The following is a 13697-nucleotide window of genomic DNA, read 5'->3' on the forward strand; positions in this document are numbered from 1 at the left end:
TTGAAGGCACTGGGTTGGTGTGATTTACCTGGAAATTTAGTGGATGAAGCATGGATTCAGTTAGGCAAGTAAGGTAAAATATAGGTAATGTTTTTGTTTGGGGGAGTGGTTAGATGAATTGGAGAGACCAATATAATAGATGGAATCAGTATAAAGAACTAGACCAGGCTTTGAAGAATAGCTTAGTAGAGTTAAGTGAAAATGAACAACTTTTAGAAGAAGCCTTCTATAAACCATTAGAGTTCGGTACAGGCGGAATGCGTGGAGTGTGGGGACCTGGTACAAACAGAATGAACATTTATACTGTTCGTAAAGCGGCTAAGGGTTTGGCTTTGTATTTAGAGAAGCAGTCTGCAGGCTTTAAAGAACGCGGTGTGGTGGTTGCTTATGATTCGCGGTACATGTCGAAAGAGTTTGCGATTGAAACTGCACGCGTGTTAGGTGTGCACGATATTCCTACATATATTTTTACGTCATTAAGGCCTACACCTGAGTTATCGTTTGCGGTTCGACATTTGGGTACAGCAGCAGGGGTTATGATTACCGCAAGTCATAATCCGCCTGAGTATAATGGTTACAAGGTCTATAATGAGACAGGGGGACAGTTGCCACCTGTTGAAGCAGATGAATTAATTAAGCACGTTAATTCGGTTGAAGATGAGCTCATGATTGGTGTTTTATCTGAACGAGAACTTGAGGATGCGGAATTATTGAAGTGGATTGATCAAGAGGTGGACAAAGCTTATCTTCAAGAGTTAGATCAGCTTGTAGGACAAGCAGGGGATAGTGATTTAAACATTGTTTTTACCCCATTACACGGGACGTCCAATCAACTGGTGCGTGAAGGGTTGAAGCAAGCTGGTTTTGCAAACGTTCATGTAGTTGATGAACAAGCTGAACCAGACCCGGAATTTTCAACTGTCGCATCTCCTAACCCCGAAGAGCACCAAGCGTTTGAAATGGCCATAGAGAAAGGCGCTGACGTTGGGGCTGATATTTTAGTCGGAACGGACCCAGATGCCGATCGATTAGGAGTTGCTGCGATTAATGCTGAAGGTGAGTATCAGGTATTAACCGGTAACCAGTTAGGTGCGTTGATGCTGGATTATATTTTGTCTAATAAAGAGGAAATTCCCAGGAATGCTGTTATGATCAAGACCATTGTTACGTCTGAACTAGGACGAGCCATCGCGAGTGCTTATGGAGTTGAGACGTTAGATGTGTTAACCGGCTTTAAATTCATCGGAGAGAAAATTGAAGAATTTCATCAAAGCGGCGAGCGTGAGTTTGTGTTTGGCTATGAAGAGAGCTATGGTTATCTAATCAAAGATTTTGCGAGAGATAAAGATGCCGTGCAGTCGACACTTGTTGCGGCGAAAATGGCTGATTACTATAAATCACAAGGTAAGACGCTATTTAGTGCATTAGAAGATCTGTATGAGCGGTTTGGATATTATTTAGAGGACTTACATTCGATTAAACTTGAAGGCATTAACGGTTCGAAACAAATTGATGCCATGATGAATGACTTTAGGTCAGAGCCTATCGAGCAAGTAGGAGAGTTAACGGTTAAAGCAGTAGAAGACTACCAAACTAGCACGAGGACTTGGCTTGATACAGGTGAAACAGAAGAGATTGATTTACCAAATTCTAATGTTGTGAAATTCATTTTAAGTGATGATTGCTGGTTCTGCTTACGCCCATCTGGTACTGAGCCAAAGATTAAGTTTTACTTTGGTGTTAAGGGTGAGACGAGGGAAGAGGCGGGAGAGCGATTGGCTGAACTGAAAAGTTCAGTATTGAAACGTGTTGAAGTTCTTGTATAATCAATTCAAATTAAACGTATTTTAATACATTATAAAGACGGGGATTTCTTCCCCGTCTTAATTTTATTTCCATTCACCATAATAGGCATGTGAAAAGATTTCATAAATTTCTTTTTCTCCTAATGGCATTGGACTTCTAGCTAATAAACGTGTTTGTTTAACAGCATTTTTAGTTAGTCTTTCTAGATCTTTCTCTTCGATTGCATAATCAGATAATCGAGTTGGTAGTCCAACATCTGATACAAGATTATAAAGTTCTTGTATAACCTCATGTACGATTTGTCGATTTGTTTTATTGTTTGTTGATATAGAAAAAACATCTGCTAGATCTGCCATTTTATTTAAACATGATGGCCAGATATAATTATAGACATAAGGTAACAATACAGCGTTTGACTCTCCATGTGGTATTTTAAATAATCCTCCAAGTGGATAAGCCATTCCGTGTACTCCAGCTACTCCTGCATTATAAAATGACATCCCAGCAATTAAGCTTCCTAAAGCCATCTCATCACGAGCATCGTAAGCTTTAGGGTTCCAAACTGCTTCACGTAAATTACCTAAAATTCTCTTCATTGCATCTTTTGCAAGTGCATCTGTAATAGGGGATGCATTTACTGAGGTATACGCTTCAATCGCGTGTGTTAAAGCATCGACACCACTAGCTGCTGTTACTTTTGGTGGTAATGTATAGGTTAAAACTGGGTCTACAATAGCGTAATCAGCTAAAAGATATTTATGTGTGATGACGTCTTTTGTATCCTCTAATGAAAAGACTGCAATATCAGTAATTTCAGCACCTGTACCTGCTGTAGTTGGTATAAGAACTGAAGGAATTCCTTTTGACTTTAATTCTTTTGTTCCAGATAGATTGAGATAATCTTCAATGCTTCCTTCATTACCGGCTAGTACAGCTGAAGCTTTTGCCAAATCTAATGCACTACCACCGCCAATACCAATAACTAAATCTGGATCATGACCTTTAACGTCACTTAAAACCTCATTTCCTACATTAATAGGTGGCTCGGGCACGACGTTTGTGGAAATGGTATAACTAACGTTTTGTTCTTCTAGTAAACTTATAATAGGGTTAATGACATCTAATTCTTTTAAAATTGGATCAGTTAAGATATATACTTTTTGAATAGCTAATACTTCTGTAATAGATTTTAGTTCGTTTATAGAACCCTTTCCGTGGAAAATGTTCTGTGGAGTAACAAATTTGCTCATTTTATAACCTCCCATAAGATGTTAAGATGCTGTGTGCATTTGCGCGCGGTTTTCTTCCTTTTTTGTGGTTAGAATCGTATATATATACATAGTGGCCATACCGATTAGTACTCCTGAACCAGCAGCGGCAAATGGATTGCTGACGTTGAAACCAATTGGTAAGTAAATGACCCAATAAGAAACCGTTCCAGCTAATAGTGAAACAATTGCTGCTGAACGTGTTGCCCGTTTCCATAGTGCACCAACAACTAGAGGTCCAGCCGTTGCGGATACGATTCCACCAATACCAATCCACATGAAAATAGATAAATATTGTGGTGGGTTCCAAGCAATTAATGCTGCAGCAAAAATTACTACGAAAGTTGAATAACGACTAAGTAGTAACTCAATACGTTCTGCTTTTTCTTTTTGCATACTGATTTTTGGAACAATTGTTTTTCTGAATAAATCGTTAGCTAATAACTGTGTTAACGAAACAATTAACCCATCGGATGTTGACATAATTGCTGATAATACTGTCACTGCTAAGAAAGCTGCAATCACTGGTGGGAAAATTTCAGTGAATAATACAGGAATAACAGCGTCTGCTCTAATGTCAGCTGAAGGGTCTATAACAGCAATTCCTAACATACCACCTAGACCCATGAGTGGTAGGATGGTAGCAAATATTGTACAGTACATAATAAGACGCTTCATATCATTATTTGATTTTACAGCTAAAAACTTATTACCTAAATGTGGTAAAATAGCAAAAGGTAAGTGGGCAACAAATAATAATGCCACTAGCCAAATACTTCCGTATGTTGCATCGCCAGGAATGAATAAGTTATCAAATCCACCCGATGGATTTCGTTCATTAATTGTATTTATCATATCTCCAAAGTTTCCTGGAACTCCAACGGCAAATAAGAAACAAATGACAACCACAATTGATGTAATAACCATTAAGAAACCTTGGATTGAGTCCGTTAGAATATCTGAGTGTGAGCCACCCATAAAGACATAAATCGCTAAAACAATCCCGGTTAAGATGATTCCGACTGTATAATCTACTCCCATCATCATTTGGAACATGGTAGCTGCAGCGACTAATTGAGAAACTACATAGAAGATTAATAGAATCGAAATGATGGTTAAGATAATTCTTAAGAAATCACTTTTGAAACGATCACCAATAAACTCTGGTATTGTACGAGTACCAAATTGGTCACCGTATCGTTTAATTGTTTTTGCGACAAATAACATACCAATGACTGTTGCAACAGGGTATAGTAATGGGTACCATAGGCTTGGCGCACCTAAATCATAAGCTAGCCCAGGCATACCCATAAATGTAGAACCACTTGAAATCCCAGCACTTATAACTAATGCAATGACAATTGGTCCATAACTTGATCTCGCAGTCGCGAAATCCTCCGCATTATTTGTTCGTTTCATTCCTACAAAACCCATGGCAATCATTAAACCGATAAACAGTGCCATGAATATCCATGAGTAAATTACAACATTATTATCCAATGTTTTCACTCCTCTTAATTTAAAGTAAATTACTTATCTAATAGATTTGTTTTAAAAAGAACTAAAGCCATACCGATCCAAGTTGACAGGATGACAGCAATCATAATGTATAAAAAGGTCACTACGCTCACCTCCAATTAATTAATTTTTATATCAATTGTAGATTTTGTTTTCTACATTGATTTCAAATATTACCATTATTCAGACATTAATTTATAAAAAATTTTTCTAACTCTTTGTGCTTTTTTAAAAGATTTCTTGTATTTGTGTATAGCTCGTGTAATATTAGTTTTTGACTGTTAGGGTCTTCATATATTGCATAAGGTACGTAAAATTCATAAGTACTTTTCATATCAATTTTTGGATTTGACCAGACTTTCTTTTTGTGAATGTAATAGTTCCTAATAAAGGCTTTTGCAACGTCAGTACGCTCATGTTCAGAGTAATTACTATTAGGTATAATAGAATTTTTTTCTTTAGTAAGCGGTTTCAAATCTTGTGAAGGTAAATCGAAAAACGCGGTCTCTTGTCTTAAGAGATTAGTAACTATACGAACCTTTTCTTTTCGTTTTTTCGAAAAGGGAAGAGGCTTATACTCTATATCCCATTCCGTGATGGAATAGGGATAGTAGAGTAGTTGATATGTTTTTGGTAGTTCCAATTGTTGAGAAGTTGTGATTGTATACATTTTTACCACCTAAAATTTATGATTTAGACTAATCATTTTTAAATTTGTCATTTCTTTTATGGCATATTTAACACCTTCATGACCATAACCAGAATTTTTCCGTCCACCATATGGCATATGGTCAAAGCGTAAGGTTGGAACATCATTGATTAAAACTTGCCCAACATCTAGTTCATGTCCGAATGTTAGTGCTTGACTTAAATCACTTGTAAATACACCGGCATTTAATCCATATTGACTATTGTTCATTTCTTTTAGAGCTTCCTCACCGTTTTTAACAGTATTAATAATAACCACAGGTCCAAAAATTTCTTCACAAGAGACTTTGGCTTGTTGGGGTACATTTAATAGTACGGTCGGTACAATTGTGTTTTCTTTAGGAGAACCACCAGTAATGACCTCTGCACCAGCTTGTTGTGCTTCATTAATCCACTCTAAAATTCTTGACTGCGATTTCTCATCAATTAGGCCAGATAAATCTGTATTTTCATCTAATGGATCACCGTAGACTAGCTTTTCTACTCGGTCTTTAAAATGTTGAATAAATTCCTCTTTTATATCCTCATGTAAGTAAATGCGTTGTGTACTTATACAAACCTGACCATTATATGAAAATCCTCCAATGACTGCTTGATTGGCAATGGTCTCAAGCTTATCCTTCTGGCTCTTATCCACGTATAAAGCTGAGTTATTACCGAGTTCTAATGTAACTTTCTTTAAACCGGCTTGAGATTTAATTAGCTTTCCAACAGTAGGACTACCAGTAAAGGTGATTTTTTTGACAAGTTCACTGTTAAGTAGTACTTTTCCTAATCGTGGTCCATCTCCAGTTATAACGATATAGGCCTGTTTTGGTAATCCTGCTTCTATAAATGCTTCCATTAATAATATTGCGCTTAATGGGGTTTTTTCTGCAGGCTTTACAATAATCGAATTTCCTGCTGCCACTGCAGGTCCAACTTTGTGTACGACTAAATTAAGTGGAAAGTTAAAAGGTGTGATGGCGCCAATTACACCTATCGGTTGATGGATCGTATAAGCATCACGTCCTTGTCCATTGGGTGCAGCATCCAACCTAATGGATTCGCCTTCAAGTTTTCTAGCTTCAATTGCTGAGAACTTTAAAGTTTCTATCGTGCGGGCTACTTCGCCTGTCGCAAATTTAATAGGTTTGCCTGATTCAAGACTTATTGTTTCGGCAAATAGTTGTTTGTTATCAGTTACGATTTCACTAACGCGCTCAAGAATCTGTGATCTCTTATAAGAGGTTAGGTTCTTCATTTTTTGAAAGCCTTCTTGAGCATCCAGAATAGCATCTTCCATTTGCTCATTTGTACACTCTGGGATTTGCCTTATCTCTGATTTAGAGTGGGGATTAACTAAAGGGTACGTATTCTCAGTTTTTTTATTCAATTCATCTAAGTAATCCTTGTATCCTAACATAATGACACTCCTTTTTAGTAAATTTAAATTTTGAATACGTATTCAAATTGATTTGAAATTAAATCGCTCGTGTTGTTGAGCGATTAAAAAGCTTTGTAGAATAAGTTTTTTGAGTAAGTTCGAATTTACCAGTTTCAATTTGGTCAATTAGTGTTTCTATAGCTACTTGACCTAAATTAATACATTGTTCTGTTCCCACAGTTGTTAATTGAACTGAGTGGTGTTGGCTTAGTTTAGTATTATCAATACCTATTAAACTAACATCTTCAGGTACTCGATACCCTTTTTCTAATAGAAAGTCTAGAATAAATATAGCGATAGAATCTGTTGCAGCAAAAATAGCAGTAGGTCTGTGGCGTTTTGACATTAAGTCTTTTACCACATCTCGAATCCCTTGTTCGCTTGTATCAGTTATGAAGGTGTTATTGGTACCTACCGTTAACCCATGTGCCTTCATTGATAGACGAAAACCTTCATAACGCCCGTGAAAAGTTGACATGTTTAATGGTCCACCGATCCAAACAATGTCTTGATGATTTATTTCTAGTAAATGTTCTGTTACTTGTTGGCCGGCTAAAATATTATCCATTTCAAAATAATTTCCAGGTTCATTATGTTTTCTATTGAACATAACAAATGGAATGTTCAGAGCCTTTAAATCATAGTAGATTTTATCGTCCATAAGAATAGAAGACAAAATAATGCCATCAACCTGCATCTCACTAACATCTTTAATAATTGAGGAATTATCCCCAAATACCTCAAAGTGAACATTAGTGTTATAACCCTTACTTTTGCAATAATTTACAATAGAAGTGGTTGTCTCAGCGAAAAAAGGATTGTGAATCGGTCCGGAAATAAGGGCGATTGATTTAGTTTGTTTTTTTACCAATGAACGAGCGATAGCGTTTGGTCGGTAGTTAAGCTCTTCCATGGCTTTGACAACTTTGTCGTACTTATCTGTTCGAACTTTTTCAGGTGTATTAAGAACTCGGGAGACGGTAGACTGAGAGACTCCTGCTAATTTTGCTACATCTTTTGATGAAACCATTTTTAATTACTCCTCTAAAAGCGCTTACAGATAAAATAAAACATATTCTGAAAATTGTCAAATGTTGAATTTTTATAGAGTGATGTTTTTTAAAAAAAGGAAAATTGTGATGAGACTGCCTTACAGTTCTTGATTTAGGTTTCAACCTTAAATTTGTAACTTCCACCACACCCCACCGTCTAAATTGGGTGAAGGGGGCTTTTTAATGGTGAAGACGTTATGGGTATTAATTATTTTTAGTCTAATATTCTTAATGGCTTGTAATTCAGAGGGGGAGGGGGAGCAACAAGAAAATAGCGTCATCGCGGATGAGAAGGTTCTACCCGCTGATTTTGAACAGATTGCTTTTGTACGTGATACATCACAGATGCATCGGTATTATGTTCAGAAAGCTAGTAGTCAAGATGAGTTAGAAATGGCGTGGGAATTTTATCGTTTTGAAGGGCAAATGCCTGAGGTGAATTTTAATCAACAACAAGTTGTTTTTGTTGGATTTCAAGAGTCTGGCAGCTGTCCTTATGAGGTTACAAAGATCGACCTAGAATCAGACAATTCAATAGTGAACTTGAAACTTACACAATCTCAGGAAAATTGTACGGCTGATGCGACACCAAGAACGCTAGCGTTTGAGTTTAATCATGAGGCGTTAGAGTCTATTAATGAAATCGTCATTACTCAAGGAAAAGTTGAAACAACCGTTCCTATTGAATCTACTAAGTAGTATCCATGGTATAATGGTAGTTAACCAGAATGATAGGAGCGATGGCATGCAATATTCGGAGATCGTAATAGATCGGTTAATGAGCGCAGATGAACTAAGCACAGAAGAGGAAATATGCGTCAACATTTTAAACTTTATTAGAACGATTCAACATAACCAATTGGACTTTATATCTACGGAATATGATTCACAATATTTCGGAGAACTTCCGATGACGTTCCGTAAAGAAGCTGGACAGGTCTTTGGCATGATTACCGCAACGGTAGAGGGTCACGTGAAGAAATATGTGTTTAATGAACGGGGCTACGAATCGATGGATGATCTGGAGCGGCTAATAGAATATTAGAGTAGGGACACGGCTCACCGTGCCCCTGGTTTTATAATCCATAAGTTTCTTTTAATAGTGGTTTTAATTTTCTCCTAACTTCTTTCCCCCAACCTTTGACAGCATCAGGAGTAGTTTGTTCTTGTGCGGCGATGTCTCTAACCGGCTGTCCTTCTATTATTCTTTTTTGAACGTAAATCCATTGTTTTTGTGTTAACACTTGTTTGATTTGAAGTAAGATGTATGGGTCTAGCGTGTCTTGAAAAGGAACATCCACATAACTTTGATGAAAGTCTTGAGATGCGAAACAGTGATCTGAGTAGCGTTTTTCTTTTCGAATGCGATCGATTAATCGACTCTTAACGACAATATAGGCCATTCTAGTAAATGTATCTCGTCCATAATATTTTCGATATGCTTCGTAAAATGCAACCAATCCTTCCTGATAGAATTCTCCGTCATCATCTCGAATGCCTAGTTTATAGATGACGTGCTTAATTAATCCATTGTATTGCTCTAATAATTGATTGAATTTTAGATCCTTCGTTTCCATTTTTCCTACCCCATGAGAAATGGTAGGCATGCCCCCGGTACTGAATGAATATTCACAATAAAATTATAGTCAAAAAGTCCTTAATTGTCATTATTTTCTTGTAACTTTTTTGCAGCAAAATTACTAAAACACGGACCACAGTCTGATTGGATTGTGATCCGTGTTTGTTATTAGGGTTTTAGACGCTTTTTTGTTTATTTTTTAATAAAGATCTTATAGACGCCAATGGTGAGGAGTGGCAGCATGAAGACGGCGATCATCGCATAAGCCATGGCCGTATAACCAGTTGCGATTAGATCAATGATACCGACCTGGGCTAGAATTAACGCTAACACTAACGCTCCAACGGCGATGAGGCCTTTATGTGTTTGGCTAAGTTGTTTGTCTGTTGCTTCTTTTAGCTGTCCGTCGACTCGGTCTACAAAGGCGTGGATCATGCCTGATGATGTTTCAACGAGTGTCCAACCTACGACCACGCCAAAGATAATGATCACGATAGCTGGGAATCCTTGCAGCATTTGTAGCCACGGAACAGAAGCACCGAATACGTCTTCGTTCGGGTAGTGACCTAATAGACTGAAGTAAGTTAAGAACCATGGTACGGTCATGAAGATACCGGCTAATAGCCCAGCTACGACTGATTCTTTTCGGCTCGTTTGTCGTTCAATCGAGAATAAGGTGGCTGGATAGACGGCTAAATTATACCCAACATATAGAATGCCAGTCCATAGTACGGTACCAATTGTCACATTGTTTCCGACAAAGCTCGTATCACCTGTGGAAAGAACATTGACGGCTTCATCCCAAGTGGTTGAGATGACTAAGATGGCAAATAGAATATAACCTAACATTAAGGATAGTGTTCCAAATGTTTTAAAGCGTTCGATTAGGCCTTTACCATAGAAGTTTAGTAAGCCGACGATGATAATGATGAGACCGACACCTACCCAGTAATTTAGCCCTAACGTGTTTTGTAAGATTTCTCCGGTCGCAGAGGCCATGATGGCAATGATTAAGATAGCGAGCAGGATATAAATGATATCAAATAAAAACCAGAGTGGACCTATTAGTTCTTTTAAAAAATGTCGGTAGTTGTATGTTTTGAATTTCCTGGCGAATTCAAAGGTTAAGATGGATGCGATGGTGAAGCCTAAAAAGATACCGATTCCAGCCATCCAGCCCATGGCTCCGAATTTTGCTCCAAACTCAACAATTTCGCGTCCGGTCGCAAAGCCGCCACCGATTAATACGGATTGTAGGATGATGCCGGGTAAGATGTAGCGTCCGAATTTGCCTTCTAATAATTTTTGCATGTTTGACCTCCTTAATTGTTCATTGAAATGGTTTCTTGTTCGACGGTGAATTGTTCTAGAGCGTCCTGATCAATCTCAAAGCCAATGCCTGGCCCGTTTGGAACGGTAATCGTGCCATCTTGAACCGTAACTTCTGGATTGATGATGTCCTGCTTCCAGTACAGGCTTGATGCTGCGGTGTCGCCTGGTAAGGTAAAACCTGAAAGTGTCGTTAGTGCAATGTTGTGAGCGCGTCCGACGCCAGCTTCTAACATACCGCCACACCAAACATCGATGTTGTGGGCTTGGCAGTAGTCGTGAATGCGCTTGGCTTCAGTTAGACCACCGACACGACCAATTTTAATATTGATGATCTGACAGCTACCCAGTTCAATCGCTTTTCGTGTATCCTCTAATGAGTGGATGCTTTCATCGAGACAAACGGGCGTTTGAATCGCTTTTTGTAATGTGGCGTGATCGATAATGTCATCGTGCGCCAAGGGTTGTTCGATCATCATTAAGTTCAAATCGTCTAGTTGTTTTAATGTGTCGATGTGGTCGAGCGTGTAAGCGGAGTTCGCATCGGCCATCATGTCAATGTCAGGAAACTCGTCACGGACTTTGGTAAGTACGTCGACATCCCAGCCCGGTTTGATTTTTATTTTAATGCGTTTATAGCCTTGCTCGACGCTACGACGGACGGTGTCGATGAGCTCGTCAGTTGTGTTTTTAATCCCAATGCTGACACCGACGTCGATTTTACTGGCTGTGCCACCGATGGCAGTTGCGAGTGGGATATTTTCCTGCTTCGCGTATAGGTCCCAAATGGCTCCTTCGATTGCGGCCTTTGCCATGTGGTTGCGGCGGAATTTTTCAAATAACGGATGAACGTCTTCCGGGTGGTTCAGAGTTGTCTGTTTTAATGCTGGAATCAAAAAGTCCTTGATGATATGTTCATTTGTTTTAACGGTTTCTTCGTTATACCACGGGCTTGAAAAGGCAACCGACTCCCCGTAGCCGATGTTCCCATCTTCATCCTTTGTTTCAATAATGTAAAATTGCTTATCGTGAAACGTACCAAAACTCGTGGTAAAGGGGGCGACAAGGGCCATTTCAAGTTTTCTGAGTTTAATCGATTGAATGGGTTTCATGGTGGTCCTCCTTAAGGAAATAGTAATAGGCGAGTTGCTGACTAAAGTTCGGGATGACCGCACGAGCCTGATAGCCGTTGTTGAATAACCAAGTAAAGGATTCGCGAGTTTCAGCGCGCCACGTTTTCGCAAGTGGAAGTTGGTTTGTTTTGATGTCGTGAAAGTTTGTCGGAATCGGGACTAAATAGGCATGCTGGTTTTTGTTGAAGCGGTTTGGTTTTGCTTCAGGTGTTCCGTTGTTAACTTCCACTAAAGAAATATGATCGTCAATGTTAGGTTGTTCTAAAGGCTCGTCGTCGTTAAAGTGCCACTCAATAACGATGCGGTCGGTCTCAAGTCCTTTATTCAGCCTGTCATCCATCGTTCCGTAATGGTTCACTTTATAACGGGCTCCGCGTGCGCCAAGTTTGGTTAAGTTCAAGTATGCGTTCAGGCTTTGAAGTGGGTCGAACGTCCACGTCATCATCTGATAGCCCATGTCTGTTGCGTGCTTGGCTTGTTCATGCTTCATGCGTACGCCAAGACCGCTTTGTTGGTACTTGGGTAAGATTCCAAGCATGTGTGAGCATAAGTATGTTTGTTCACCGTTAAAGCCCGGAAAGCTGTAACTGAACGCGACGATACGATCACCGTCAAACGCTCCTAAAATTAAGCCGCCGTTGTTCACTGTAGTGTAAAGTTGGTGTACAGGGATTGGGCTCATTTGCCAAACGGCTTCTTCAACCTCTTGCATGAGGGGCATCTCATCCATGGTTGTGAGACGTCTTATGGTAATGTGCTCACTCATTGGGGCGACCCTCCTTGGTTTAATGTGTTTTGGATCGTGGTTGTGAGAATCTCAACCGCTTTCGGGATTGCTTCAAAATCAAACGTCATATCCGGGTGATGCAGGCCAGGTTTGAGATTGCAACCAATCGCGAGCATCGTCGCTTTGATTTGCGGTTTTTTAATCGTGTAAAAGTGAAAATCATCTCCACCCGTTGTGACGATTGGATCTCGCCTTTGAGACGGGAAGTGAGTCTTTATCCCTTTATCGAGTAAGTGAGTTGCTTCATCGTTGTAGATTGCGGCGGGCATGTGTGCGCCGGTTTCTAAATTGATGTTGATATCGTGATACGACTCAAGGTGACGGGCTATGCTGGTGACCTTGTCCGTCATTTGTTCCATGAGCTCATTCGTTTGCGCGCGAAGATCAATGGCGAATTGCGCTTTTCCAGGAATAATGTTTGTGTTTTTCCCGCCTGCGTGTAGCTCGGTCACTTTCATGGAGTGGGGAACCATGGGATCAAAATTCGCGTGTCTCATATGATGAATCAGATCTGCTGCAACCTCGATGGCGTTAATACCGAGATGTGGGCGTGCCCCGTGAGTATCAGCAGTCTGAATCGTCCCATTAATAAATTTAGCTGACCCGTGTTTTATGGCAGGTGCGAATTCGCCAGTGCTCAGTTCCTGAATCGGGCGGAGGTGCATCCCGTAAAGGTAATCAAGGTCATCTGCCACCCCGTGCTCAACCATCGTTAACGCGCCGTTACCTTTTTCTTCTGCTGGTTGGAAAATAAAACGAACCGTCCCGTTTAGAGGTTGGTCGGCGAGTTTTTGGAAAACCCCAATGACGGTCGTCATATGAGCATCGTGACCGCACGAGTGATTCGCCTGATGTGTGCCGTTTACCTCTTGCCATAACGCATCAATGTCAGCACGGATTCCGACGACTGGCTTTCCTTCACCAATTTCAAACACCACTCCTGGGATGTCTTGAAAGGTTTGAATTCTAGGGTTGTACGGTTTGAGCAGGTCGATTAAGTACTGAGTCGTCTCATATTCCTGCCAACTGATCTCCGCATGGTTATGTAAGTGCGTCCAAATGTCTTTTAACGATTGAGTCAACGTCAATCC

Annotated in this window: 13 protein-coding genes; 3 read left to right on the forward strand and 10 right to left on the reverse strand. The window is 39.7% G+C overall.

Features of this window, described 5'->3' with window-relative positions:
- The first annotated feature begins 113 nt into the window (after nucleotides 1-113).
- Entirely contained in the window at nucleotides 114-1826 is a 1713-nt protein-coding gene (locus ACTWQB_RS11905) for a phospho-sugar mutase (protein WP_443139409.1), read from the forward strand.
- A 63-nt stretch (nucleotides 1827-1889) separates the two neighbouring features.
- Here ACTWQB_RS11905 and ACTWQB_RS11910 read toward each other — a convergent pair whose 3' ends face one another.
- From ACTWQB_RS11910 to ACTWQB_RS11930, 5 genes are all read right to left on the reverse strand, one after another.
- On the reverse strand, nucleotides 1890-3056 hold the full coding sequence (locus ACTWQB_RS11910) for an iron-containing alcohol dehydrogenase (protein ID WP_443139410.1): 1167 nt from the start codon (nucleotides 3054-3056) through the stop codon (nucleotides 1890-1892).
- A 21-nt stretch (nucleotides 3057-3077) separates the two neighbouring features.
- The gene (locus ACTWQB_RS11915; RefSeq protein WP_443139411.1) at nucleotides 3078-4574 is read right to left on the reverse strand and encodes a sodium:solute symporter family protein; all 1497 of its coding nucleotides are present in this window, start codon (nucleotides 4572-4574) and stop codon (nucleotides 3078-3080) included.
- Nucleotides 4575-4782: 208 nt separating this feature from the next.
- Complete coding sequence (locus ACTWQB_RS11920; protein WP_443139412.1) at nucleotides 4783-5262, reverse strand: hypothetical protein; 480 nt, start codon at nucleotides 5260-5262, stop codon at nucleotides 4783-4785.
- A 9-nt stretch (nucleotides 5263-5271) separates the two neighbouring features.
- Nucleotides 5272-6705, reverse strand: a complete 1434-nt coding sequence (locus ACTWQB_RS11925) for an aldehyde dehydrogenase family protein (protein WP_443139413.1) — start codon at nucleotides 6703-6705, stop codon at nucleotides 5272-5274.
- A 58-nt stretch (nucleotides 6706-6763) separates the two neighbouring features.
- On the reverse strand, nucleotides 6764-7756 hold the full coding sequence (locus tag ACTWQB_RS11930; RefSeq protein ID WP_443139414.1) for a LacI family DNA-binding transcriptional regulator: 993 nt from the start codon (nucleotides 7754-7756) through the stop codon (nucleotides 6764-6766).
- A 205-nt stretch (nucleotides 7757-7961) separates the two neighbouring features.
- On the opposite strand from ACTWQB_RS11930, the gene ACTWQB_RS11935 reads away from it, so the two are divergent.
- Nucleotides 7962-8477: a hypothetical protein gene (locus ACTWQB_RS11935; RefSeq protein ID WP_443139415.1), complete on the forward strand. Its 516-nt coding sequence runs from the start codon at nucleotides 7962-7964 to the stop codon at nucleotides 8475-8477.
- 46 nt (nucleotides 8478-8523) lie between these two features.
- Nucleotides 8524-8823, forward strand: coding sequence for a hypothetical protein (locus tag ACTWQB_RS11940; RefSeq protein ID WP_443139416.1), 300 nt, complete (start codon nucleotides 8524-8526; stop codon nucleotides 8821-8823).
- A 31-nt stretch (nucleotides 8824-8854) separates the two neighbouring features.
- Here ACTWQB_RS11940 and ACTWQB_RS11945 read toward each other — a convergent pair whose 3' ends face one another.
- From ACTWQB_RS11945 to ACTWQB_RS11965, 5 genes are all read right to left on the reverse strand, one after another.
- Nucleotides 8855-9355 carry a sigma-70 family RNA polymerase sigma factor gene (locus tag ACTWQB_RS11945; protein WP_443139417.1) on the reverse strand — a complete coding sequence of 167 codons (501 nt, stop codon included), beginning with the start codon at nucleotides 9353-9355 and terminating at the stop codon, nucleotides 8855-8857.
- 194 nt (nucleotides 9356-9549) lie between these two features.
- Nucleotides 9550-10668 carry a YkvI family membrane protein gene (locus ACTWQB_RS11950; protein WP_443139418.1) on the reverse strand — a complete coding sequence of 373 codons (1119 nt, stop codon included), beginning with the start codon at nucleotides 10666-10668 and terminating at the stop codon, nucleotides 9550-9552.
- Between the two features lie 11 nt (nucleotides 10669-10679).
- On the reverse strand, nucleotides 10680-11798 hold the full coding sequence (menC, locus tag ACTWQB_RS11955) for an o-succinylbenzoate synthase (RefSeq protein ID WP_443139419.1): 1119 nt from the start codon (nucleotides 11796-11798) through the stop codon (nucleotides 10680-10682).
- On the reverse strand, nucleotides 11776-12585 hold the full coding sequence (locus tag ACTWQB_RS11960; RefSeq protein WP_443139420.1) for a GNAT family N-acetyltransferase: 810 nt from the start codon (nucleotides 12583-12585) through the stop codon (nucleotides 11776-11778). Before ACTWQB_RS11960 ends, menC begins: the two co-directional genes overlap by 23 nt.
- Nucleotides 12582-13688, reverse strand: a complete 1107-nt coding sequence (locus tag ACTWQB_RS11965) for an amidohydrolase (protein ID WP_443139421.1) — start codon at nucleotides 13686-13688, stop codon at nucleotides 12582-12584. Before ACTWQB_RS11965 ends, ACTWQB_RS11960 begins: the two co-directional genes overlap by 4 nt.
- Nucleotides 13689-13697 lie beyond the last annotated feature (9 nt).

Origin of the sequence: Piscibacillus sp. B03 (assembly GCF_052246295.1) — a bacterium.
GTDB lineage: Bacteria > Bacillota > Bacilli > Bacillales > Alkalibacillaceae > Piscibacillus.